The sequence below is a fragment of the Runella sp. CRIBMP genome (assembly GCF_009905605.1).
GTDB lineage: Bacteria > Bacteroidota > Bacteroidia > Cytophagales > Spirosomataceae > Runella.
Genome location: NZ_JAAAKZ010000003.1, coordinates 104992 through 129628 on the forward strand (window position 1 = coordinate 104992; position 24637 = coordinate 129628).

Sequence of the window (24637 nt, forward strand, 5' to 3'; positions counted from 1 at the left end):
TATTTCATTCCCAATGATTTGTCAACAAGCAGGCTTTAGCCCTAAGATTATCTAGGCTAAAGCCTGTTTTGTTGATAAATCAATTCCGTTGTTTTCGACGCTCCTCGCGTCGTAGTTTATTGAGGTTTGAGAGGGCATCTTTGGCCTCTTTCACTTGGGTGGATTTTTTCTCACCTCTGTCTACCGCTGTTTTGTAGTATTCACGAGCGGCATCGTAATTCTTTTCTTTCTCGGCAATTCGCCCCAATCCTACCAAAGACGCTAAGTAATAGCCTGAGGTAAAGGCTTTTGCTTGCGTGGAATAATCAAGCGTTTTCTGATAGTACAGTTTGGCCTTAGGAAGGTCGCGGTGGTAGTTGTTGGCATAATAGGCCAATACATACGCGGCATTTCGGCCGCTTACGGCCTCATAACCCGTTTTTCCAGCGTCAATTTTTGCCAAAATACTATTCGCTATTTTCTCGGCTTCGTCGGAGTTTCCGCGTACAAAAGCTGAACGTAAATAATAGCGCTCAAAATATGGATTGTCGGGGTAGGTTTCCCAAGAATATTTTGCCAAATCATACGATTTTGCGTACTGATTTTCGTACCCGTAAATCTGCAATAGAAAATAGCGGGCTTCGGTCCTTGTATAAAACGCGTTGTTACCGACTTTTTCCAGTTGTTGGATGCCCGTTTGCTTATTCCCTTTCGGAAAAAGCCATAAAACAGGCTTTAGAAGCGGATAATTGTCGGGAATCCATTCGGCAAAATAGTTGAATAATCCGTCTCCAAACAGCAACTCTGGGCTGATTTCGCTTTGGCCCTTGCAACGTTCTAAATATTTAAGGGCATTTTTTCCCGCAAAAGTAGCCCGTGACCAGTGTTTGCGCTCGGAGTGAATACGTCCTTTAAAAGCATAGGCTGCCGCCAAAAAGAAAGAAGGTTCAATTTTATTTTTCCGAATATCGTAGAGCTTTTCGGCCAAGGTAATGCAAGTATCCATGAGGGCAATGCAACGGTCGTCGTAGCGAGTATCGTCGGTATTTGGAACGATTTTCCACCATTCGGCCAGTCCCATCAAAAAATAGGGCATCGGATGGTTTGGATAGCGATAACGTAACCAGCGGAATTCGGCATCGGCCTCGGCAAATTTGAAGTTGTATAATTTATTGATGGCTTCTGTGGCCTCGATTTGTACGCCAGGATTGGAGAGGAGCATCTCATATTTGCTGTCAAAATCGGCAGATGCGTACAATTGTGCTTTTGCAGGCTTTATAGCCATCATCATGATGCCTATAAAGCCGAATATCCAATATTTTAAACTGTTCTTTTTCATGGTCTATTATCTTTGCTGTACCGTATTAACGTACATTTCTTTCGGACAGTTTATAAATTTAAGTTTTTTTTAATAATTTTTTAATATTTCTCAAACATGCAGGTCGTCAAAGACAAACGGTTTGTGCCATTCATTGACAAACAAACGCTGGAAGAACGGATTGCCGAAGTGGGCCGCAAAATTAGCGAAGATTACCGAGACAAAAATCCTCTTTTTGTGGTCGTACTTAATGGGGCATTCCTCTTTGCAGCAGAGCTTATAAAAAACGTTCCTATCCCCTGCGAAATTACATTTGTTCGGGTTTCTTCGTATTCAAAAACGGAATCCACGGGACAATTGAAGGAAATTTTGGGCTTGAAAGAGTCGATTGAAGGCCGACACGTGATTATTGTGGAAGACATTGTGGATACAGGCCTGACGATGAACAAACTGCTTTTTCAGCTTTCGGTTCAAAAACCAGACTCTATTCAGGTTGCTTCCATGCTCTTTAAGCCAGCTGCTCTCAAAACTCCGCTAACTGTAAAGTACGTAGGGTTCGAAATAGAAAATCGTTTTGTGGTTGGATATGGCCTTGATTATGACGAGCAGGGGCGAAACTTGGATGCGATATACGTACTGGCTGATTAATTGGCCGATATTTTTACTTTTAAATACCCTTTTACCCACATCTATCTAAAGCTTATGTCTGAATTTCAAGCCTATCTTCAACTCGGATTTTCCCACATTACGGACCCCAACGGCTACGACCACATATTGTTTGTCATTGCACTTTGCGCCATTTATGCTTTCAAAGAATGGAAAAAAGTATTGGTTTTGGTTACCGCTTTTACATTGGGCCATTCGGTAACCCTAGCGCTGGCTACGCTTAAAATGATTACCTACAGTTCGGCCTTCATTGAATTATTGATTCCGATTACGATTTTCATTACGGCCGTCTCTAATTTTTCAGAAAAGAGCACGGGTGAGCCAAAATCCCCCAAACTGAGGTATGTATTGGCCGCGTGTTTTGGCTTAATTCACGGCATGGGTTTTTCCAATTACCTGCGCAGTTTGCTGGGCGACCAAGATAGCATTGTGATGCCGCTGTTTGCGTTTAATGTTGGTTTGGAATTGGGTCAACTTGTGATAGTGGCCATTGCCTTAGCCATTGCCTCTCTTTTTGTGGATGTGATAAGGGTCAAGCGTCTCACTTGGAATCATTTGATTTCGGGAATTGTGGCAGGAATGGCCCTTTCGTTGATTTTGGGAAATGAGGTTTTTCGAACTTTTATAGGTCTATCCGTGGAATAATGTCGCTGAAAAAAGGGTAAGTGTCTACCTATAAGGGCGATTTTTGCTATTTTCTTTTATTTTTACAACCAACAAACTAATACCAACTTCCGATGAGAAAACAGTTTATTTTTTACTGGCTGATGCTTACCGCTGGCGGTTTGCTTGCTCAACCTCCAGCGGGCAACTACAACGCCAACTCACGTTTTGAACAATTGGGGGCATCGCTCCCGACCCCAAACACTACACGTACTGCGTCGGGTGCGCCAGGAAAGGATTTTTGGCAGCAACGCGCCGACTACGACATCAAAGCCGAATTGGATGATGAAAAACGCAAAATCACAGGAACTGAAACCATTACGTATTTTAATAACTCCCCCGATGAGTTGAAGTACGTCTGGTTGCAATTGGACCAAAATTTATTTGAAAAGAACTCAATCAATGCTACCTCACAAAATAACAGCATACAAAACCAAATGTCATCCAATGCCGTGACGGGGTTAAATGCTCCTAGTTCGGTTAGAGGTAGTGTTGCTGGTGATTTTAGCTTCAAAATTACTTCAGTAAAAGACCCCAAAACGGGACAACCGCTCAAACACACCATCAACGGTACTATGATGCGTATAGAGCTACCTGTGGGTATTAAGACGGGCCAATCGTATGCTTTTTCGGTGGACTGGAACTACTTTATCAATGAGTACTACGGCCGGGCTGGTTATGAGTTTTTCCCGAAAGATGGTAACACCAATTATTTTATTGCTCACTGGTTTCCCAGAATGTGCGTTTATGATGACGTGAACGGTTGGCAGCACAAACAATTCTTAGGTCAAGGAGAGTTTACGTTGACTTTTGGTAATTATAAAGTAGCCTTAACTGTGCCCAATGATCACATTGTAGGCGCAACGGGTGAATTACAAAATGCTAATCAGGTGCTCTCGGCAGAGCAACTTAGGCGCATGGAAAAAGCCAAAACGGCTACCCGTCCAGTATTGATTGTGAGCCAAGAAGAAGCTGAAAAAGCCGAAAAAGGCAAACCAACAGGTAAGAAAACGTGGATATATAAGGCTGAAAACGTGAGGGACTTTGCCTTTGCTACGAGCCGTAAGTTTATCTGGGATGCGATGCAGATAGACCAAGCGGGCAAAAAAGTGATGTGTATGTCGCTTTATTCAAAAGAAGGAAATCCGCTTTGGGGACAGTACTCTACAATGGTGGTAGCGCATACAATACGCTCTTATTCAAAGTACTCGGTAGATTATCCTTATCCAGTGGCTTATTCGTGCCATGCCAGCGGTGGTGGAATGGAATACCCGATGATTTCGTTCAACGGTGGGCGCCCAGAACCAGACGGAACATATTCGGAAGGTACTAAATACGGTATGATTGGGGTGATTATTCATGAAGTGGGGCATAATTTCTTTCCTATGATTATCAATTCAGATGAGCGCCAGTGGGGATGGATGGACGAGGGCTTGAACACATTTGTACAGTACCTTGCCGAAAAAGAATGGGATAAAGATTTTCCAACCCGAAGAGGAGAACCTCAGTTCATTGTAGATTACATGAAACAGGATGCCAAAAATCTGGTGCCTATCATGACCAGCTCCGACAATATCATGCTTTATGGCCCCAATGCTTATGCAAAGCCCGCTACGGCGCTCAACATTTTGCGCGAAACGGTAATGGGACGCGAGTTGTTTGACTACGCTTTCAAAGAGTATGCACGCCGTTGGGCCTTTAAAAATCCTACTCCAGCTGATTTCTTCCGCACTATGGAAGATGCCTCAGGCGTGGATTTGGATTGGTTTTGGAAAGGTTGGTTTTATGGCACAGAGGCTGTTGACCAAGACTTAGTCGAAGTGGAATGGTTTGCGTTGGATACCCAAAATCCCGAAATCAACAAAGCAGAAGCAAAAAAACAAGCCGAAGCCAAACGCAACACCGTGGCTCGTCAGCGAGACAAAGACTACATTAAAGAGTCGGTAGTTGATAAAAATCCTGACATGAAGGATTTCTATAACACCTATGACCCTTACAAAGTGACGGAAGCCGACAAGAAAAAATACGAAACGTATTTGGCAAGTTTAACGCCAGATGAGCGTAAGTTGGTCGAATCAGGGGTGAACTTCTACACATTGAAAGTAAAAAACAAAGGAGGCCTGCCTATGCCTGTAATCGTAAAGATGCAATTTGAGGACGGAACAGATTCGGTAGCAAGATTCCCAGCTGAAATCTGGAGATTGAACGACCAAAATGTTTCTAAAGTTATTACTAGCAAAAAGAAGGTAGTTCAATGGACATTGGACCCGTATCGTGAGATTGCTGATATTGACGAAGAAAGTAACAGTTTTCCGCGTCAACCAGCTCAACCGACCAAATTCCAATTGTTTAAATCACAGGGATTCCAGCGAGGGCCTAATCCAATGCGCGAAGCTCAGCAAAGCCAACCCCCGAAAACAGGCCAACAAGGCGGCGCTAAGAATTAACAAACGTAGGGCTTAATAATTATCTAGGCATAAAAAAAGGGCGAAGGTTACCCCCTCCCGCCCCTGTAGAGAGCCATTCTGATATAATGTGTCAGGATGGCTTTTTTTTATTGTCCGATTATTTACTTAATCGATAAGAAATCGCTAATTGCAAAGACCCGAAATTTTGTTGAAAGAGACTCTCACGCAATTGCGGATCACTGCCCGCCGTTGTGTACGAAATATACATATCGCTAACGGGCTGAATGCTTGCCAAATAACGAAGATTGACTCCAAGTTTGTTGAAGTTTGCTCCGATTCCTGCATGATAACCAAATGCGTACGATTTGTAAGGTGAAAAGGAAAGCGGCGTATTGGAATATTGGGATAAAAACTCTTTCAATGTACCATTTTCAAATAACTGAAGGGATAACAAAGGCCCTCCGCTGATTTCAAATTGATTGTGTTTATAGCCAATCGAAAACGGAATATCCAACTGTCCGTACTGCACACTCGTTTTGGTCGATGTACTTAGCCGTTCCAATTGAGCTCCTTTGATGGAAACTAGTAATTCTCCTTGTAAAAATACATTTTCAGTCGAACGCACATATCCTCCCAAGGTATAACCAAAGGTTGAGCCTCCTTTTGAGGAAATTTTCTCGGGTATCCGTGAACTTGACGTAGCTAACACCCCCTCAAAGTCACTTCCCATAAATTGGGTCATTTGTAAACCTGCTTTTAATCCCCACTCCACGCCCTGAGCATATCCCGAACAAACCGCTGCGAAAAGGAGAATAAACAATGAAGTCGAAAACTTTTTCATATACTATATTTATGGTGTTCAAAGTTGTTTATGTTTCTAACGAAAGATTCAAAGAAAATAGTGCCGTTTTGCTGAATGATTTGGCCACTTAATGCATCAAAGTAAGTTTCAAAGGTCTGTATCTTTTTCTTATAAATCCAATATCTATGAAAAAACGCATAGCTCTTCTATTCATTTTAATCGTTTCGATTCTCGCGTCAGCAGTTGCCCAAACCTATGATATTTGTGTGTATGGGGGTTCTTCGGCAGGAGTCATTGCTGCCTATACTGCTAAAAAAGCGGGCAAAACAGTGTTGCTTATTGAGCCAGGAAAGCATTTAGGAGGATTAAGTTCGGGAGGCTTAGGCCAAACCGATATAGGAAATAAATACGCAATTACGGGCATTGCAAGGGATTTTTACCGCCAAATAGGTCAACACTATGGGAAGTTTGAACAATGGACTTTTGAGCCGCATGTGGCAGAAAACCTGTTTAAAGAATATGTAAAAAAAGGTGATTTTCCTGTATGGTTTGAGTATCGTTTAGTGTCTGCCTCTAAAAAAGAAGGTAAAATTCAGGAAATCACCGTTGAGTCATCTAATCAGCCAGGCCAAGGGCTGCGAACGGTAAAAGCAAAAATGTTTATTGACTGTACGTATGAAGGGGATTTGATGGCCAAAGCGGGCGTAAGTTACATCGTTGGGCGTGAGGCGAATAGCCAATACAACGAGACATGGAATGGCGTGCAGCTATTGGATAAACACCAATTTCCCGAGGGCGTCGACCCTTACAAAATTCCAGGAGACCCTTCGAGTGGTTTGTTGTGGGGAATATCGACGGCGGCATTGGCCCCAAACGGTTCGGGCGATAAGCTTTTACAAACCTATAATTTTCGACTGTGTCTGACCAAAGACCCAGCCAATCGGATTCCAATCACGCGTCCTGATCGCTATGATTCAACTAAGTATGAACTCTTGTTGAGGCAAGTGGCCATTGAAAAACCACCGCACATCAATTGGGGCGTGATGCACATTGCGGATATGCCCAATTCCAAAACCGATATCAATAACAAAGGTGGGTTTTCGACCGATATGATTGGCATGAATCATGATTATGCGGAAGCCAATTATGAAACCCGTAAGAAAATCATCAAAGACCACGAAGACTACACCAAAGGGTTTCTCTATTTTGTAGGGCATGACCCACGGATGCCCGAGCATCTCCGTAAACAAATGTTAGAATGGGGCTATCCCAAGGATGAATACATCGACAATGACCATTTCAGTCCACAACTTTACGTCCGCGAAGCTCGCCGTTTGGTGGGTGAATACGTGATGACTCAACACAATTGCGAGGGGCGCGAGGTGGTCAAAGATGGAATTGGATTAGCGGCTTACACTATGGATTCGCACAATTGCCAGCGTATTTTGTTCAAGAACCCTAAAACTGGCAAAATGGAAGTTCGCAATGAAGGAGATGTGCAAGTAGGAGGCTTCCCCCCCTATCCTATCAGTTATCGTTCATTGATTCCTAAAAAGGCTGATTGCGAGAATCTTCTTGTTCCCGTTTGTCTTTCTGCCACCCATATTGCGTATGGTTCTATTCGCATGGAGCCCGTTTTTATGGCATTGGCCCAAGCCTCGGCCGTGGCGGCAGCAATGGCCATTGATACCCAAAAGCCAGTTCAGGAAATAAACGTAACAAACCTTCAGAAGGCGTTAATTTCCAACCCTCTGATGGATGGAAGCCAAGCAGAAATTTTATTGGATAATGACGTTACCCCCACAAAAATAACTGTAATCGGTAACTGGAAAGCTGTTAAAACGGGCGGAAAATATGCCGCGACTCAGTTGGTAGACAATTCGAAAGGCAAAGAAAAAAACAGTGTACGCTTTGAGCCAGATGTTCCCCAAACGGGAGAGTATGTGGTGTATGTCTACAACCCCAGCCCAACGGGCGGTGGTGGAAATCCTGGTGAGGCTGCCGACGAGGCTAAAGCGAGCCGAACTATGGTCAGAGTAAAGACCGCTACTGAAATCAAAGAAGTGGTGGTTGAGTCGCAAACACAGGTAAATGACTGGATTAAACTAGGCACATACAAGTTTGCCAAAGGGAGTGAAAATTTTGTGGAGATTACCAATCAAAACGCGAACGGTGTCGTGGTAGCAGATGCTGTTTTGTTTGTACCAAGCAAATAGATTTTTTCTTGTTGTATACCAAAAAAGGAGCCTAGGCTCCTTTTTTGGTATACAACAAGCGCTTTGATTTAAGAAGGATTGACTATTTTTCCCATAAATAAAACAGTATCAGATGTTTTTTCGCTGATGATAAAAACAAACGGACGGTCTGCATAATATGTTTGAGGAAGCGAAGTCAGTTCTACTCCGATGGTGGTTACGGCAGCCGCTTCGGTGCCTTTTTCATCCACTGCCACGTAGGTGTTTTGCTTAACAAAACCAACGTTCAGCTTCTGCGTTTTGCTGATTTTGCTTAAATCGGCTACATTGGGGAGGAAGGCCGATGGCATGCCCATTTTTTCGAGTACATTGTTCAAATACACTTCGTATTCGATGGTAAATCGAGGTAAGCCAATCGAAAGATTATCCACTTCTTTCAGTCCTTGTTGCAATTGATTCCATTCAGAAGCAGTCAGTTTGGTTACTAAATCATTGACTCCTTGTGTACCGATTGGTACCAATACAGTCATTGAATAGCGGCCATTGCCGTAGGGAAGTTTATACGCAAAATACCCATCACGATTGGCAAACGAAATTTTGTTTTTCATTTGCATCATTTTGACATTTTTCGTTTTGCTTTCAGCCAGTTGAAAGGGGTAATCGGTGGTTTTTTGCTCGTCAAAACTTGTCGTCCAGTCACCCTTGAAATACAGGGCATTCATCAAAAACAACACCATTTGCGGCTCTATTTTATCAAGTACTTTCTTGATTTTGCCGTTAGTTTTATCGCTTGCCCACGTGTTTAGGGGCGTCGCATCCGAGCCACTAAATTGTGACGCTTCTGCCTTAAAAGAATTTTTTAAGATGTTAACAAAGTCGGTTTCGGGCTGAAACGTATTTCGATTCCATACCGAATTGGCTAATCCAAGCGTAACTTTAGGGTCAGTTTTGGGTAGACCTTCTATGAGTTTTAAATAAGTTGCGTTGGCGTCTGCCAACGAGATTCCGTTCAATTTGAGGGTTTTTTGAATCTCGTCGGCAGTCTGTCCGTTGGCACCGTTGAGTAGCATACCCAGCGCCATGTGCAAGCTCAAAGGTGATACAAATACGTTTTTGTCGGAGGGCTCTTGCTCATTAAGCCTTTTAAAAAAATCAAAGGCAAAGTCGTCGGTAAGACTGGCAAAGTTTTCTGAAATTTTTACCTCTTCGCCTACGGGCGAAGGGCTGGTGGAGCTGCACCCCAAGGCCACCCAAAGCAGCATCAGGGTCGCGGCGATGACCAGTACGCACTGAAAAAATGAAGAAGTTCTCATGGTTAAAGCTGTTCTAGGAATAGTTGTCATAGCGGTTAAGTTTTAATTGGAAACTAACACTATGACGTTGTTGAATGTATAACGGTTGGAACTTGAATAAATTTTTTTAAACTCATGCAACCTTTGTGCCAAGCATTTGCATCTACCTTTTGAAACAGCCTGATTATGGTCAAAATTTTACAACTGTTCACGAGCGAAGCCCAATTGGTAAAATCCTTACAGAAGGGAGATGCCAAGGCACAACGCCACTTGTACGAAAAGTACTCGGCGCGGTTGCTGGCGGTGTGTGTACGGTACATAAACGATAAAATGGAAGCGGAAGATGTGTTGATTGAGGGGTTTATGAAGATTTTTGACCGTATCGACCAATTCAAAGGAGAAGGTAGTTTTGAAGGCTGGATGCGTCGATTAATGACCAATGAAGCCTTAATGTATTTGCGCACTAAGCGCCATATTAAAGTAGACCTTGATGCGCCAGAAGCACAACATCTTCCCAATTATGAATGGGCTGATGCCTCCCTCGAAGTGGATGACTTAATGGCAGTTATCGCCAAGTTACCGACAGGTTATCGTACAGTGTTTAACCTATATGCCATTGAGGGATACTCACATGCAGAGATTGCCGAGCAATTAGGAATTACTGAAAGCACCTCAAAGTCGCAACTGCATCGGGCACGTGCTTTGCTGCAAGACATGATAAAAGAAATAGAAAATTTAAATCAAACCGCTGAAGCGGTGAAAAGTTTAAAAGGGAAATAAAGATGAAAAAGCACCCTATTGACAAACTCTTTGCCCAAAAGCTCAAGGAAGCTGAAATCAAACCTCGCGACGAAGCGTGGGAAAAACTGCAGCTACGTATGCAGCAGAACAAAAAACGCCGAATCGGGGGTTGGTGGCAGCAGGGGCCTTGGTTGGCAGCGGCAGGTGTGTGTTTACTTCTGGTAGCAGGGTGGTTGACTTGGCGCGCAAATTCGTCAAATGAAACCCACTTGGCTCAACACACCCACAGCACCAAAGCGAAAGCAATAGAAAAACAAGTTGCCCCCAAAGACGAAATAAAAATGGAGGTAAATGCACCAATCGCTGAACAAGACCAAGTGGCCGCCACGCTAAATAAGCCTGAGTATATCAAACAACCGGCTCGGAAAAATACCACCAACACTGCACCTGAATTGAAATCAGCGCCTGCTAGCCCTCAACCAATGGTGGCCGTTTTGCCAGATACACATAAGCCTGAGAATCAATCCAAACCCGAAAACGCGCCAGGGCCTACAGTCGAAAACCCCCAGATAATTGCTCAGACGTCGACTCACCCAGAAATTACATCTGGAGCAAAGACCGTGGTGTTGCAGTTGCCCGAATTAAAAGAAACGTTAGTCGCTGCCAATGCGAAAGAAACCATTGCTGAACCCAGAATAAAATCGGACGATACTAAATCTATGTCGGATGAACTGGAAGACGATATTCTCAACAAACCCCGTAAATCCACTCGTATGGCCAAAGTATGGAAGCAATTGAAAAATGCTAAAAACGGCGAACGCGTAGACTGGGACGAAGTAGGATTCAATCCGAATAAAATGTTGGCTAAAGCCACTGGTAAGGAACGTAACTAAATCAACCATGAAACCACTAAGTAGCAAATTTAACATCAATACAGCCATGAAAAAGTCAATTGTAACCTTTGTTTTAGCGTTTATCGCTTTTGTTGCGCAAGCCGAAAAATACACTCAAAAAGGAGATTCTTTGATTGTACAATTTGGTAACAATACCCGCCTGATTATTCAGGCCAAGGATAAAGAAGGGATTCAGAGTCTTCGTCAATATGACCTCAATAAAATTGTTCGGGATATGGGGGCCGCGCTGGATTCTAGCAGCAAAGAAACCTACATCTACATCAATGAACAAAACGGTCGTAAATATTTAAAAGACACGGTTTTAGTTATCAGCCGTAAAGACGGAGAAGTTAAAATTACGATTAATGAGCCCAGCCCAAAATCGTCAGATTCTAAGGATGAGGATGTGAAAAGTTCTGAAAACAATAAAGACGACGGAACCGTTACGCGCAGTGTAACAAGACGTTATAAAAGTCCAAGAAATGGATTTGATGTACTTGTTGGCCTGAACACGTACGCCAAAAATACGCCGCTTAGCTATCAGGAATCAGATTATGATTTATTGCCATGGGGGTCGCGCTTTGTAAGTCTTACATGGGTTCGGGGAGCGGCTATAAGCAGGGGAAAAGATGCCTCCTTGGGGCTGGATTTAGGTATTGACGTTTCATGGTACAACATGATGTTTGATGGAAACAATACCGTTCAGAAAGATACGCGTGCTATTTCATTTCCCGTGGCAAATACCTCTGGTGAGGTGCACAAGTCTAAGCTAACGTCGGCTTACTTGAACCTTTCGCTGATGCCAACCTTAGCCATTCATCATGGCCCTATTTCCTACCTAAGTGTAGGGATGTACGGAGGGTATCGATTGGACAGTTATACAAAAGTTCAGGAAGAACGTAAGGGACGCTCAGAACGCACACATTCCAATTTTCATTTAAATGATTTTCGTTATGGAATCGGGGCTGAATTAGGAATTCGTCATTTTCCAGATTTATTTATGCAGTATGATTTAGGAGAGTTATACCAAACAAATAAAGGACCTGCGGTACGGATGATTAGTTTCGGTATTCGCCTATAATGTTCATAGATAGGTGGTTAAAAGTTTTTCGATAATTCTCTTCGGGCTTTTAACCACTTTTTTTTGGGTTTCGAAAATGCTTTAGTAAAATATTTTTTTCACTAAAGGTTTGAATTAAAAGCAAAACCTTATACATTTGCGACTCCAAAAGAAAATCAAACAGCTTTTGGGTGTTTTTTGAGAGTAACAAGGGGGTGTACCAGAGTGGCCAAATGGGGCAGACTGTAAATCTGCTGGTTCATACCTTCGGTGGTTCGAATCCATCCGCCCCCACTTTTAGTAAATAGGTTTTTGGCATTCGTTTTCTCACTGTTAACGCTCGTCCGAAAACTGACAAGCTAAAAAACGCGGGAGTAGCTCATTTGGTAGAGCGGTAGCCTTCCAAGCTTCAGGTGGCGGGTTCGAGCCCCGTCTCCCGCTCATTTTTCAAGTTAATTGTTACTTGTTAATCGTTATTTAGAGACTAATACTTAACTAATAACTTTTAACGAATAACGGTTAACTTTTTTATTGAAAGCCGTTATAGCTCAGTGGTAGAGCACTTCCTTGGTAAGGAAGAGGTCCGGGGTTCAAATCCCCGTAACGGCTCGAGGTGAAGGCAATCATAAGTTTAATCATGCGAGCGTGAAATTCAGTACTTCATAGCTCGTCTTTTTGCCTTCTTAAAACTCTGGAATGCAAGTTTTCTCTGTAAATCCATAATAAATTCAAAATCAACTTTTAGTTAATACAACAATGGCAAAAGCACAATTCGACCGTAGCAAACCCCACGTAAACGTAGGTACTATCGGTCACGTTGACCACGGTAAAACTACTTTGACTGCTGCTATCACTAAAGTACTCGCAGAAAAAGGCTTGGCAGAAAAGCGTGATTTCTCATCAATTGATAATGCGCCGGAAGAAAAAGAACGCGGTATTACAATCAACACGGCTCACGTAGAATACCAGACAGAAAATCGTCACTATGCTCACGTTGACTGCCCAGGTCACGCTGACTACGTAAAAAACATGGTAACGGGTGCTGCTCAGATGGATGGTGCTATCATTGTGGTAGCAGCTACTGACGGTCCAATGCCACAAACTCGTGAGCACATCCTTCTTGCTCGTCAGGTAGGTGTACCTCAATTGGTTGTTTTCATGAACAAAGTGGACATGGTAGACGACCCTGAGTTATTGGAGCTTGTTGAAATGGAAATTCGCGAATTGTTGTCTTTCTATGAATTCGACGGTGATAATATCCCTGTAATTCAAGGTTCAGCTCTTGGTGGTTTGAACGGCGATCCAAAATGGGTTAAAACCATCGAAGATTTGATGGATGCCGTAGATAGCTGGATTCCAACTCCTGCTCGTGACATGGACAAGCCATTCTTGATGCCAGTTGAAGACGTATTTACGATTACTGGTCGTGGTACTGTTGCCACTGGTCGTATCGAGCGTGGTGTAATCAATACAGGTGATCCTGTTGAAATCCTTGGTATGGGTGCAGAAAACCTCAAATCTACTGTAACAGGGGTTGAGATGTTCCGCAAAATCCTTGACCGTGGTGAAGCTGGTGACAACGTTGGTTTGCTCCTCCGTGGTATCGAAAAATCTGATATCCGTCGTGGTATGGTTATTTGTAAGCCAGGTTCAGTAAAACCACACGCTAAATTTAAAGCTGAGGTTTATATCCTGTCAAAAGAAGAAGGTGGTCGTCACACTCCATTCTTTAACAACTACCGTCCACAGTTCTATTTCCGTACCACTGACGTAACAGGTATCATTACTTTACCTGCTGGTGTTGAAATGGTGATGCCTGGTGATAACTTGACGATTGATGTCGTTCTTATCAACCAAATCGCTATGGAAAAAGGTCTTCGTTTCGCTATCCGCGAAGGTGGACGTACGGTAGGTGCTGGTAAAGTAACCGAAATCGTTGACTAATTAGTATATTTTAAGATATACAAAAAGGGCACTCAATCGAGTGCCCTTTTTTATTTACGATTAACTCACTAATTTGGCGTTCGCTTTTTCAAAAAGAAATGCCGGGATTTAAGTTTTACAGTTGTATTGCAGGGATTTTGATTTTCTGTTTGCTGAGCCAGCTTGTAAAAGCTCAGTTACCACTAACAATCCTTAATGAAAAATCCATAGAGGTAAATTTATGGGGGAAAAATAGTATTGAATATTTTGAAGATACTACCCGTCATCTAACCATGCAGGAACTGCTGAAAGATTCTTCCATTTCCTTTAAAAGTACGCAAAGCCATTTGCCAGATTTTGGATTTATTGAAGAGGCATATCATTGGGTTCGTTTTCGGGTGCGAAAACAAACCGATAAGCCCATTAATTGGGTTTTGAGAAATGATTACCCTATGATTGATGAGTTGAATGTATTCTTAATCAATGAGGCATCTGGAGAAATAATCAAAAAAACGGTCAGGGATGCCTTCCCCACCTACCAACGTGAGATTAGCGTTCATCAATGCGCCATTCCGATTGATATTCTTCCCAATCAAAATTATACAATCTACGTTCAACTGGTTGGAACAGATGCTAAACTGATAAAACTCAAACTTTCGGAAACCCACTTTTTTTATAGTAGTTATTTAGACGAGCTTTGGTTTTGGAGCGCACATTTGGGGTTTGCACTTTGTATGATTATAGTTCAGGTGGTATTTTTGCTAGTTACCAAAGAACGAAATTTTTTGTTGTATGTGCTTTTTCTGCTAGGGTACTTATCTATTGCTATCATAGGGGGGTATGGTATTATTGACAGTATTGTATGGCCCGAAAATATCTGGCTTAAAAGGTTCGGAATTGTATTTGCAGTAGTCCTGAGTAATGTATTGGGAGCCTTATTTTATACCCACGCGCTTCGCCTTAAAAATACATCTCCCCTACTCTACAAATTTTTACTGGCAGACATGGTCCTGTCGGTTGTGTTGAGCAGTTGGATATTTATTATTCCTTACGATATCAGCGTAAATGTGTATTCAAGTGCGCTGATTTTTGTGTTTTTTAGTTTAGTATCTGTTTCGTGTGTGGTTAGTTATAGGCGTGGCAATGTCTCTGCTTTGTATTATTTGTTTGGTACCATTGCTTATTTCATTGGTATTTTAGTGCAAATAATCTGGACTCTTGGTTACCTCTACCCTTCGCTGATTGTGGTCAATTCGATGCATATTGGAAGTATGCTTGAAATGATATTTTTTACATGGGCGCTGGCGCGGGATTATCGCCGCACAAGAGAAGAAAGAGAGGATACGCAAAGGGAGTTGATTACCGCTTTACAATCCCAAAATAAAGAGATATCTGAAGCACTTATACGAGGACAAACGCTTGAGCGTAAGCGTGTTGCGGCCGATTTGCACGATTCTTTAGGCGGTACACTATCTGCTATGCGTTGGACATTGACGTCATTTAACACGAAACATTTGTCTACTCAGGAAAAACAAGTGTATGATAGCCTGGTTGAAATGACCAATGATGCACACCAAAGGGTTCGTTTTTTGAGTCATAACTTACTGCCAGAAGATTTAGAGGAAGATGGATTGCAGGTAAGCATTGAAAAACTGATTGAAAAACTTAACCGGAGCAACAAAACTAAATTTGAACTAAATATACATTTAGATAAGAGACTGAATAAAAAAACGGAATTTGAACTCTATAATATTTTTCTTGAACTAATTAATAATGTATTAAAGCACGCTAATGCTACGGAAGCCTATATCTCATTAGAAAACCTCGATGGGTATGTTCATCTGGAAGTTTTTGACAATGGAAAAGGAATCAATGGTGAAAGTAAACGTGGGAAGGGTTTGTATAATATTCAAGATAGAATTGCTTCATTGGGAGGGACATGGCAGATTGAATCTACCACGAAAGGCACAAGTGTATTGGCCCATGTACCTTTGACTTAAAATTTTTATACTTTTGTGCGCTCTTATAAACTGTGCCCATGGCCGAAAAACGTAACTCTGCACTCATTTTTATCTTCATCACTTTATTAATTGACATAACTGGTATTGGAATTATTGTACCGGTTATACCAAGACTTATACAGGAACTGACCAGCGAAGGCCTTTCAGATGCAGCACTCTACGGAGGTTGGCTGATGTTTGTCTACTCTGTTGCACAATTCATCTTTTCGCCGATTTTGGGCGGTTTGAGCGACCAATACGGTCGCAGACCTATATTACTAGGGTCTTTGTTTGGGTTTGGATTAGATTATATTTTTAGCGCTTTCGCTTCAAGCATAGGTTGGTTATTTTTGGCCCGGGTTATAGCTGGTATATTTGGGGCAAGTTTTTCAACCGCTGGGGCCTACATTGCGGATGTCAGCCCTCCTGATAAACGGGCTCAAAACTTTGGGCTGATTGGCGCAGCATTTGGGTTAGGATTCATTCTTGGTCCAATGATTGGAGGATTATTGGGGCAATACGGGCCACGTGTGCCTTTTTTCGTGTCGGCAGGGTTAAGTTTATTGAATTGCATTTACGGCTATTTTGTGCTACCCGAATCGCTAGATGAAAAAAATCGCCGTCCCTTTGATTGGAAACGTGCAAATCCAGTAGGCGCATTGCGGCATTTACAAAGATACCCAGTTATTTTCGGACTAGTTATTCCATTGGTTCTGACTTATATTGCTGGGTATGCTACTCAAAGCACCTGGACTTATTTTACCATGGAAAAATTTGGTTGGGATGAAAAATGGGTTGGCTACTCATTGGCTTTTGTGGGTTTGATGGCCGCTATTGTACAGGGCGGTTTAACGCGAACGGTTATTCCAAGGTTAGGAAATACAAAATCTATCTATTGGGGACTTTCCCTTTATGCCCTAAGTTTCCTGTTGTATGCATTTGCCGATAAAGGTTGGATGATGTTTGCCATCACCGTCCTGTCGGCACTTGGAGGAATTGCTACGCCAGCCCTACAAGCGATTATGTCCAATGAAGTGCCTCCCAATGAACAGGGGGAACTTCGAGGAGCTCTTACGGGCCTGATGAGTTTAACGGCGATTTTTGGGCCAATCATGATGACTTCTCTCTTTGCTTATTTTACCTCTCCTTCTGCTCCATTTCAGTTTGCAGGTGCTCCTTTTATGATGGGTGCGGTACTAACCGTTTTTAGTTTGGTTTTAGTAAAGAAATTATTAAGAAAAAATTGAAAATCTTCTGAAAGTCTTGCAGTTGAAAAAATAAATCTCTACTTTTGCAGTCCGATTTGAAAAGACATCTTTACACGGGCATAGTTTAAAGGTAGAACTACGGTCTCCAAAACCGTCGGTCTGGGTTCGAGTCCTGGTGCCCGTGCTATTTTTTGCGCAAAATGAACTCATTTATAGAATTCGTAACCGCCTCCTGGGACGAGGTAAGACATAATGTCACATGGCCCAAACTTACAGATTTACAGTCTAGCACTACTTTGGTACTGTTGGGGTCGTTAATCTTTGCTGCCGTGGTAGGTCTTATGGACTTCATCTTCGAGAATGCCCTCTCTTTTCTTTATCAGTCATTTTAAGGGTATTTGTCCCTGTCACCCAAACATTGAGCAGGTATGAGCAATCTGAATTGGTATGTTATCCGGGCAGTGTCTGGTCAGGAGAAAAAGATTAAAACTTATCTCGAAAACGAAATCACCAGACAAGGTATTCAAGAGTCAATTCCTGAAATCCTGATTCCAACCGAGAAAATTGTTGAAATGCGTAACGGTAAAAAACGGATACGTGAAAAGAATTTTTTTCCAGGTTATATCATCATTTCTGCTGATTTGTCTAAGGGTGATGCTTATCACTTGATTACTACTATGCCAGGTGTTTTAGGTTTTCTGGGTAATACTACTGGAAATTCTAAAGTGCCAGTGCCGTTGCGGCAAGCCGAGATTAATCGGATTTTGGGTAAAGTAGAAGACGCAGTAGAGGAAGTTGAAGCACCAAAAGTAAGTTTCATGAAAGGCGAAAGCGTCAAAATTATTGACGGACCTTTCAGCGGATTTATCGGTACAGTTGAAGAAATTTTTGACGACAAGAAGAAGCTAAATGTCGTTGTGAAAATATTCGGGCGTAGTACGCCCGTGGAGCTGAGTTACGCACAAGTAGAAAAAGAAAGCTGATTTATCAGAATGTTGCCGGGAGTACGAGACGAAAAGCTTCCACTTTCGTCTGTCAGCCGTACGCTTGAACCGGTAACGCCAACTTAAACGTTTAATAACGATGGCGAAAGAAGTAGCAGGTTACGTCAAACTGCAAGTGAAAGGTGGCCAGGCCAATCCTTCTCCCCCAATCGGACCCGCATTAGGTTCGAAAGGTTTGAACATCATGGAGTTCTGCAAGCAATTTAACGGTCGTACGCAGGACAAAATGGGAATGGTATTGCCCGTAGTAATTACCTACTACAAAGACAAATCATTTGAATTTGTCATCAAAACTCCACCGGCTCCCATTATGCTTATGGAGGCTGCAAAAGTGAAACTCGGTTCGGCAGAGCCAAACCGTAAAAAAGTAGGATCGGTAAGTTGGGATCAAGTAAAAGTAATCGCTGAAACCAAAATGCCAGATTTGAACTGCTTCACAATTGAGTCTGCAATGAAAATGATTGCGGGAACGGCGCGTAGTATGGGTATTACAGTATCAGGGCAAGCTCCTTGGGATAACTAATCACAAGCGGACGTAAAGACATTTTGAACAATGGCAAAATTGACAAAAAAAAGAAAAGATGCTTTAGCGAAATATGACTCCAGCCAGGAGTATTCGTTCGAAAAAGCAGCAGAAATTCTGAAAGACATCTCATATACTAAGTTTGATGCTTCAGTAGATATCGATGTTCGCTTGGGTGTTGACCCCCGCAAAGCAGACCAGATGGTTCGCGGTGTGGTGGCCTTACCGCACGGTACAGGTCGTGAAGTACGCGTTTTGGTACTTTGCTCTCCTGATAAAGAAGCCGAAGCCAAAGAGGCAGGTGCTGATTATGTAGGTTTGGATGAATACGTAAAAAAAATCGAACAAGGCTGGACAGACGTAGACGTGATTATCACGATGCCTACTGTAATGGCTAAAATCGGTAAATTAGGTAAAATCTTAGGACCTCGCGGTTTGATGCCAAACCCCAAATCAGGAACTGTAACCCTTGAAGTCGGTAAGGCTGTAAAAGAGGTAAAAGCGGGTAAAATTGACTTCAAGGTTGATAAGTTCGGTATTATCCATACCAGCATTGGCCGTGTGTCTTTTGGTTCTGATAAAATTGCCCAAAACGCCCAAGAATTGATTGCTACTTTGATGAAGCTCAAACCATCTTCGGCTAAAGGTACCTATGTAAAAACCGTACACCTATCGAGTACAATGAGTCCGGGTGTAGTGATTGATAAAAGCACGATTGCAGGAATATAATTATGACACGCGAAGAAAAAGCCGTTATCATAGACGAACTCAGCGAGAAGTTCAAGGCGATACCTTATTTCTATATTGTTGATGCTACCGGCATGACAGTGAGTGAAACAAACAATCTGCGCCGTAAGTGTTTTACACAAGGCGTGGAGTATCGTGTCTTTAAAAATACGCTGATTGCAAAAGCATTGGAAACATTAGATACTGATTATACTCCTTTCAACGATACTGTTTTGAAGGGTTTCTCAGGAATCATGTTCCATCCGGAGTCAGGTAAAGCTGCGGCAAAATTGATCAAAGAATTCCGTAAAGAGTCAGGCAATGACAAATTGAAGCTTAAAGGTGCTTCGGTTGAATATAGCCTTTTCATCGGTGCTGATCAGCTTGACACGCTCTTGACCCTGAAGTCAAAACAGGAATTAATCGGGGAAATTATTGGTCTGTTGCAATCACCTGCCAAAAATGTCGTATCGGCATTGCAAAGCAGCGGAGGCAAATTGGCTGGTATCCTCAAAACTTTGTCAGAACGCGAAGGATAATCCATCGTCTTTGACCAAGACGTTGCTTTTGGAACGTATTTTTTACGACTGACAACAGCAGCAAACATTAATCAATCAAAACATAAACAGAAACAATTTTAACTTTCAATAAAATGGCAGATTTGAAAGCATTCGCTGAGCAACTTGTTAACCTTACTGTAAAAGAAGTAAACGAACTTGCAGCAATCTTGAAAGATGAGTATGGTATCGAACCCGCAGCCGCAGCTCCTGTAATGGTAGCCGCCGCAGGTGGTGGTGATGCAGCTCCTGTAGTAGAAGAAAAAACTTCTTTTGACGTAATCTTGAAATCAGCTGGAGCTGCTAAACTTCAAGTTGTGAAACTTGTTAAAGATTTGACAGGCCTTGGCTTGAAAGAAGCGAAAGAACTCGTTGACGGAGCACCGAAACCTTTGAAAGAAGGTGTTTCTAAAGACGAAGCAGAAGCTTTGAAAAAACAATTGGAAGAAGCTGGTGCTGAAGTAGAAGTTAAGTAATTTCTATTTTCTCCATCCAAATTCCTGAGGGATAGGCCTGACCTTGCGTCAGGTCTTTTCCTGTTTTAAGCCCCTTACCCCAAAGGGGACTCCTTTAAAACTCTCCGCTGGGGATGAGAGTTGAGTTTCATCTGAAACACTTCGCCACTCGTAGGAGCGATGCAGAGGGATGAAAACTTTTTGAAAACTACGAGGCGTGCTAAGTTTTTTGTAAACTAATCATTGATTTCCAGCGTTATACATTGTCACACTGACGTTGGGCTCTATCCACCAAAAAAACTTATAAAGCCTTGGTAACCAAACAACCTCCACGTAAAAATTTCGCCCGGATCAAACCTGTTATTGACTATCCGGACTTCTTGGATGTACAAGTTCGTTCTTATCGTGAATTCGTTAATTTAGATACCGCATCTGAAGAACGTCACAAAGAAGGCTTGTATAAAGTATTTCAGGAAAACTTTCCTATTTCAGATTCCCGCGAAAACTTCGTACTTGAATTTGTCGATTATGCACTTGATCCACCAAAATATTCGGTAGACGAATGTATCTCGCGCGGATTAACGTATTCTGTGCCGTTGAAAGCAAAATTGCGTCTTAAGTGTAATGATGCTGACAACGAAGATTTTGAAACCATTGAGCAGGAAGTGTTTTTGGGAGCGATCCCATACATGACCGAAAAAGGCTCGTTTGTTATCAATGGTGCCGAGCGCGTAATTGTTTCGCAATTGCACCGTTCACCAGGTGTGTTTTTCTCAATGAGCAAACACACCAACGGAACAAAACTATATTCTGCCCGTATTATCCCGTTCAAAGGGTCATGGATTGAATTCTCAACCGACGTCAACAACGTAATGTATGCGTATATTGATCGGAAAAAGAAATTTCCCGTTACTACCCTTTTGCGCGCTATCGGCTTTGGTTCTGACAAAGAAATCCTTGATTTGTTTGAGCTCTCAGAAGAAATTCCAGCGACTCAGGCAAGCTTGAAAAAAGCCGTGGGTCGTCGCTTGGCGGCGCGGGTTTTGCGTACATGGACGGAAGATTTCGTAGATGAAGATACTGGTGAAGTAGTATCTATCAGCCGTAACGAAGTTTTGCTAGAGCGTGATTCTATTGTATCAGCCGATGACCTAGACGTAATCCTTGACTCAGGACAGAAATCTATCATTCTGCACCGTGAGGATATGAACATGGCGGATTACAATATCATCTATAATACGCTACAAAAAGACAGTTCTAACTCAGAAAAAGAAGCGGTTGAGCAGATTTATCGCCAATTGCGTAACGCAGAAGCTCCCGACGAACAAACGGCCCGCGAAGTAATTCAAAGCCTGTTCTTCTCAGATAAGCGTTATGACCTAGGAGATGTAGGACGCTACCGAGTAAATAAAAAATTGCAATTGGATATTTCAATGTCGACCAAGGTGTTAACTACCCAAGACATTGTTTCCATTGTAAAATACTTAATCGGCCTTATCAACGCCAAAGCCGTAGTTGATGATATTGACCACTTGTCGAACCGCCGTGTTCGTACCGTGGGAGAGCAACTATGGGCTCAATTTGGGGTAGGTTTGGCGCGTATGTCTCGTACCATCAAAGAGCGTATGAACGTTCGCGATAACGAAGATTTTAAGCCAATAGATTTGATCAATGCCCGTACTTTATCGTCGGTTATTAATTCTTTCTTTGGTACAAACCAGCTATCGCAGTTTATGGACCAGACCAACCCGCTGGCAGAAATTACGCACAAGCGTCGTATGTCTGCACTGGGGCCAGGTGGTTTGAGCCGCGAACGCGCTGGTTTTGAGGTTCGTGACGTTCACTATACGCACTACGGACGTCTTTGTACGATTGAAACTCCCGAAGGTCCAAACATCGGTTTGATTTCTTCCCTTTGCGTGTATGCCAAAACAAACAGCATGGGCTTTATCGAAACGCCTTACCGCGTAATTGATAATGGTAAATTGACCAATGAACTGGTTTATCTGACGGCAGAGGAAGAAGATTCACGTTACATCGCACAGGCCAATGCGTTTGTTGATGATAAAGGAAACTTCTTGATCGATAAAATCAAGACACGTTTTGAAGGTGACTTCCCAATGGTGGATCCTTCGCAGGCGTCATTGATGGATATTGCCGCTAACCAGATTGTATCGGTGGCCGCTTCTATGATTCCATTCTTGGAACACGATGATGCTAACCGTGCTTTGATGGGTTCAAACATGCAACGTCAGGCTGTGCCTCTTCTCCGTCCTCAGGCACCTATCGTAGGTACTGGTTTGGAAGGACGTGTGGCCCGTGACTCGCGTGCATTGGTTGTCGCGACTGGAAATGGAGTGATTGAATTTGTGGACGCAACCAAAATTGTTGTTCGCTATGAGCGCACCCATGAAGAACGCCTTGTAAGTTTTGACAGTGATGTTGTTACTTATAACTTGGTTAAGTTCCGTCGTACCAACCAAGATACTTGTATCAACCTTCGTCCAATGGTGCTGAAAGGCCAAAAAGTTGAAAAAGGTGACATTTTGAGCGAAGGATACGCGACAGAAGCTGGAGAATTGGCTTTGGGACGTAACTTACTTGTAGCCTTCATGCCTTGGCAAGGATACAACTTTGAGGATGCTATCGTAATCTCAGAGAGAGTTGTTCGTGATGATATCTTTACTTCAATCCACATCGAAGAATTTGATTTGGAAGTACGGGATACCAAACGCGGAGAAGAAGAATTGACGGCTGAAATTCCGAACGTAAGTGAGGAGGCCGTTAAGAATCTTGACGAAAACGGGATCGTTCGCATCGGAACAGAAGTAAAAGAAGGAGATATTTTGATTGGTAAGATTACTCCCAAAGGAGAGTCTGACCCAACGCCAGAAGAGAAACTATTGCGTGCCATCTTTGGTGACAAAGCGGGCGACGTGAAAGATGCTTCTCGTAAAGCACCTCCATCGATGAAAGGTGTGGTCGTTGACACTAAGCTGTTCTCTCGCCCAGGTCGTGATGAGCGCGTTAAGCAGAAGGATGAGCTAAAAGTGTTAATGAAAGCCTACAGCCGCGATTTGACCAAACTTCGTGAAGTAATCATTGATAAAATGGTAGAACTTCTCGACGGCAAAACAAGTGCGGGAGTAAAACATAAATTTGGCGAAGATATCATCAGCAAAGGGGTGAAATTCAGCCGTGTTAACATCATCAATAACGTGTTCCCTGACAAAAACCCTTACCGGGATGAGGCAGGTTATGTTGTTGCGGAAGAAGTAAACTTGTTGGGCGATTTAATTATCGAAGGTTGGACAGAAGATCCTACTACCAACAAGATGTTGTTTGAAATGGTGAAAAACTATCAAAAACGTCGCAACGAAATTGCTGGACGCTTTAAACGCGACCGCTTTACGTTGGAAGTTGGAGATGAACTCCCTGCGGGTATCGTGAAGTTGGCCAAAGTATATATCGCCAAGAAGCGCAAGCTGAAAGTAGGTGATAAAATGGCTGGTCGCCACGGAAACAAAGGGGTTGTGGCAAAAATCGTTCGCGATGAAGATATGCCTTTCCTTGCTGATGGAACACCAATGGATATCGTGTTGAACCCACTTGGGGTACCTTCACGTATGAACATCGGTCAGATTTATGAAACCATTTTGGCTTGGGCTGGTAGAAGATTGGGCCGTAAATATGCGACACCGATTTTCGACGGAGCTACTGAGGATCAGGTTGTTGCTGAATTGAACGAAGCCGGAATTCCTGAATTCGGACGTACACCGCTTTACGATGGTCAATCAGGAGATATGTTTGACCAAAACGTAACAGTAGGTATCATGTACATGCTGAAATTAGGTCACTTAGTGGATGATAAAATGCACGCCCGTTCGATTGGGCCATACTCACTCATTACGCAACAACCATTGGGTGGGAAAGCCCAGTTTGGGGGTCAGCGTTTTGGAGAAATGGAAGTGTGGGCACTCGAAGCATTTGGAGCGTCGCATATTCTGCAAGAGATTTTGACCGTGAAATCGGATGACGTTATCGGACGTGCAAAAGCGTACGAAGCGATTGTGAAAGGTGAAAACCTTCCGAAACCAAATATTCCTGAATCATTCAACGTATTGATTCACGAGTTACGAGGTCTCGCTCTCGAAATCACAATGGATTAATTTTCGTTCTTTCAGAGGTAGTTTTCCGAAGGTTTAAAACCTTCGGAAAACTAAA

At 42.7% G+C, this 24637-nt stretch carries 20 protein-coding genes and 4 tRNA genes; 21 read left to right on the forward strand and 3 right to left on the reverse strand.

Going from position 1 to position 24637, the window contains the following annotated elements:
- Nucleotides 1-79: 79 nt before the first annotated feature.
- A complete protein-coding gene (locus GVN20_RS10420) occupies nucleotides 80-1318 on the reverse strand; it encodes a lipopolysaccharide assembly protein LapB (RefSeq protein ID WP_166558273.1) in 1239 nt (412 codons plus the stop codon).
- A 96-nt stretch (nucleotides 1319-1414) separates the two neighbouring features.
- Here GVN20_RS10420 and hpt point away from each other — a divergent pair, with 96 nt between their 5' ends.
- From hpt to GVN20_RS10435, 3 genes are all read left to right on the forward strand, one after another.
- Nucleotides 1415-1945 carry a hypoxanthine phosphoribosyltransferase gene (gene hpt, locus GVN20_RS10425; protein WP_166558274.1) on the forward strand — a complete coding sequence of 177 codons (531 nt, stop codon included), beginning with the start codon at nucleotides 1415-1417 and terminating at the stop codon, nucleotides 1943-1945.
- A 54-nt stretch (nucleotides 1946-1999) separates the two neighbouring features.
- Complete coding sequence (locus GVN20_RS10430) at nucleotides 2000-2608, forward strand: HupE/UreJ family protein (protein ID WP_166558275.1); 609 nt, start codon at nucleotides 2000-2002, stop codon at nucleotides 2606-2608.
- 92 nt (nucleotides 2609-2700) lie between these two features.
- Nucleotides 2701-5073, forward strand: coding sequence for a M1 family metallopeptidase (locus tag GVN20_RS10435; RefSeq protein WP_166558276.1), 2373 nt, complete (start codon nucleotides 2701-2703; stop codon nucleotides 5071-5073).
- A 118-nt stretch (nucleotides 5074-5191) separates the two neighbouring features.
- Here the strand turns inward: GVN20_RS10435 and GVN20_RS10440 are convergent, their stop codons facing one another.
- Nucleotides 5192-5875, reverse strand: a complete 684-nt coding sequence (locus GVN20_RS10440) for a PorT family protein (RefSeq protein ID WP_166558277.1) — start codon at nucleotides 5873-5875, stop codon at nucleotides 5192-5194.
- Between the two features lie 146 nt (nucleotides 5876-6021).
- Here GVN20_RS10440 and GVN20_RS10445 point away from each other — a divergent pair, with 146 nt between their 5' ends.
- Entirely contained in the window at nucleotides 6022-8052 is a 2031-nt protein-coding gene (locus GVN20_RS10445) for an FAD-dependent oxidoreductase (RefSeq protein WP_166558278.1), read from the forward strand.
- A 68-nt stretch (nucleotides 8053-8120) separates the two neighbouring features.
- On the opposite strand, the gene GVN20_RS10450 is transcribed toward GVN20_RS10445, so the two are convergent.
- Complete coding sequence (locus tag GVN20_RS10450; protein WP_229599035.1) at nucleotides 8121-9344, reverse strand: serpin family protein; 1224 nt, start codon at nucleotides 9342-9344, stop codon at nucleotides 8121-8123.
- Between the two features lie 165 nt (nucleotides 9345-9509).
- Here GVN20_RS10450 and GVN20_RS10455 point away from each other — a divergent pair, with 165 nt between their 5' ends.
- The 17 genes from GVN20_RS10455 (at nucleotide 9510) to rpoB (ending at nucleotide 24582) form a co-directional block, all read left to right on the forward strand.
- The gene (locus tag GVN20_RS10455; RefSeq protein WP_166558280.1) at nucleotides 9510-10103 is read left to right on the forward strand and encodes an RNA polymerase sigma factor; all 594 of its coding nucleotides are present in this window, start codon (nucleotides 9510-9512) and stop codon (nucleotides 10101-10103) included.
- Nucleotides 10104-10105: 2 nt separating this feature from the next.
- Nucleotides 10106-10957, forward strand: a complete 852-nt coding sequence (locus GVN20_RS10460; RefSeq protein WP_166558281.1) for a hypothetical protein — start codon at nucleotides 10106-10108, stop codon at nucleotides 10955-10957.
- Nucleotides 10958-11003: 46 nt separating this feature from the next.
- Nucleotides 11004-12038: an outer membrane beta-barrel protein gene (locus tag GVN20_RS10465; RefSeq protein ID WP_166558282.1), complete on the forward strand. Its 1035-nt coding sequence runs from the start codon at nucleotides 11004-11006 to the stop codon at nucleotides 12036-12038.
- A 190-nt stretch (nucleotides 12039-12228) separates the two neighbouring features.
- Nucleotides 12229-12311, forward strand: a tRNA-Tyr gene (locus tag GVN20_RS10470).
- Nucleotides 12312-12385: 74 nt separating this feature from the next.
- A tRNA-Gly gene (locus GVN20_RS10475) sits at nucleotides 12386-12458 on the forward strand.
- A 96-nt stretch (nucleotides 12459-12554) separates the two neighbouring features.
- A tRNA-Thr gene (locus tag GVN20_RS10480) sits at nucleotides 12555-12626 on the forward strand.
- Between the two features lie 147 nt (nucleotides 12627-12773).
- The gene (gene tuf / locus GVN20_RS10485) at nucleotides 12774-13961 is read left to right on the forward strand and encodes an elongation factor Tu (protein ID WP_166558283.1); all 1188 of its coding nucleotides are present in this window, start codon (nucleotides 12774-12776) and stop codon (nucleotides 13959-13961) included.
- A 98-nt stretch (nucleotides 13962-14059) separates the two neighbouring features.
- Entirely contained in the window at nucleotides 14060-15940 is a 1881-nt protein-coding gene (locus tag GVN20_RS10490) for a 7TM diverse intracellular signaling domain-containing protein (protein WP_166558284.1), read from the forward strand.
- Nucleotides 15941-15978: 38 nt separating this feature from the next.
- The gene (locus GVN20_RS10495; RefSeq protein WP_166558285.1) at nucleotides 15979-17187 is read left to right on the forward strand and encodes a TCR/Tet family MFS transporter; all 1209 of its coding nucleotides are present in this window, start codon (nucleotides 15979-15981) and stop codon (nucleotides 17185-17187) included.
- A 74-nt stretch (nucleotides 17188-17261) separates the two neighbouring features.
- Nucleotides 17262-17332: transfer RNA gene (locus GVN20_RS10500), tRNA-Trp, on the forward strand.
- Between the two features lie 16 nt (nucleotides 17333-17348).
- Entirely contained in the window at nucleotides 17349-17540 is a 192-nt protein-coding gene (secE, locus tag GVN20_RS10505) for a preprotein translocase subunit SecE (RefSeq protein ID WP_166558286.1), read from the forward strand.
- A gap of 36 nt (nucleotides 17541-17576) precedes the next feature.
- Nucleotides 17577-18131 (forward strand): transcription termination/antitermination protein NusG, encoded by a 555-nt coding sequence (gene nusG, locus GVN20_RS10510; protein ID WP_114068267.1) that lies wholly within the window; start codon nucleotides 17577-17579, stop codon nucleotides 18129-18131.
- Nucleotides 18132-18231: 100 nt separating this feature from the next.
- Nucleotides 18232-18675 carry a 50S ribosomal protein L11 gene (rplK, locus tag GVN20_RS10515; protein WP_114068268.1) on the forward strand — a complete coding sequence of 148 codons (444 nt, stop codon included), beginning with the start codon at nucleotides 18232-18234 and terminating at the stop codon, nucleotides 18673-18675.
- A 30-nt stretch (nucleotides 18676-18705) separates the two neighbouring features.
- The gene (rplA, locus tag GVN20_RS10520) at nucleotides 18706-19404 is read left to right on the forward strand and encodes a 50S ribosomal protein L1 (protein ID WP_114068269.1); all 699 of its coding nucleotides are present in this window, start codon (nucleotides 18706-18708) and stop codon (nucleotides 19402-19404) included.
- Between the two features lie 2 nt (nucleotides 19405-19406).
- Nucleotides 19407-19940: a 50S ribosomal protein L10 gene (rplJ, locus tag GVN20_RS10525; RefSeq protein WP_166558287.1), complete on the forward strand. Its 534-nt coding sequence runs from the start codon at nucleotides 19407-19409 to the stop codon at nucleotides 19938-19940.
- Nucleotides 19941-20053: 113 nt separating this feature from the next.
- On the forward strand, nucleotides 20054-20434 hold the full coding sequence (gene rplL, locus GVN20_RS10530; RefSeq protein ID WP_166558288.1) for a 50S ribosomal protein L7/L12: 381 nt from the start codon (nucleotides 20054-20056) through the stop codon (nucleotides 20432-20434).
- Nucleotides 20435-20724: 290 nt separating this feature from the next.
- Nucleotides 20725-24582 carry a DNA-directed RNA polymerase subunit beta gene (rpoB, locus tag GVN20_RS10535; RefSeq protein WP_166558289.1) on the forward strand — a complete coding sequence of 1286 codons (3858 nt, stop codon included), beginning with the start codon at nucleotides 20725-20727 and terminating at the stop codon, nucleotides 24580-24582.
- Nucleotides 24583-24637 lie beyond the last annotated feature (55 nt).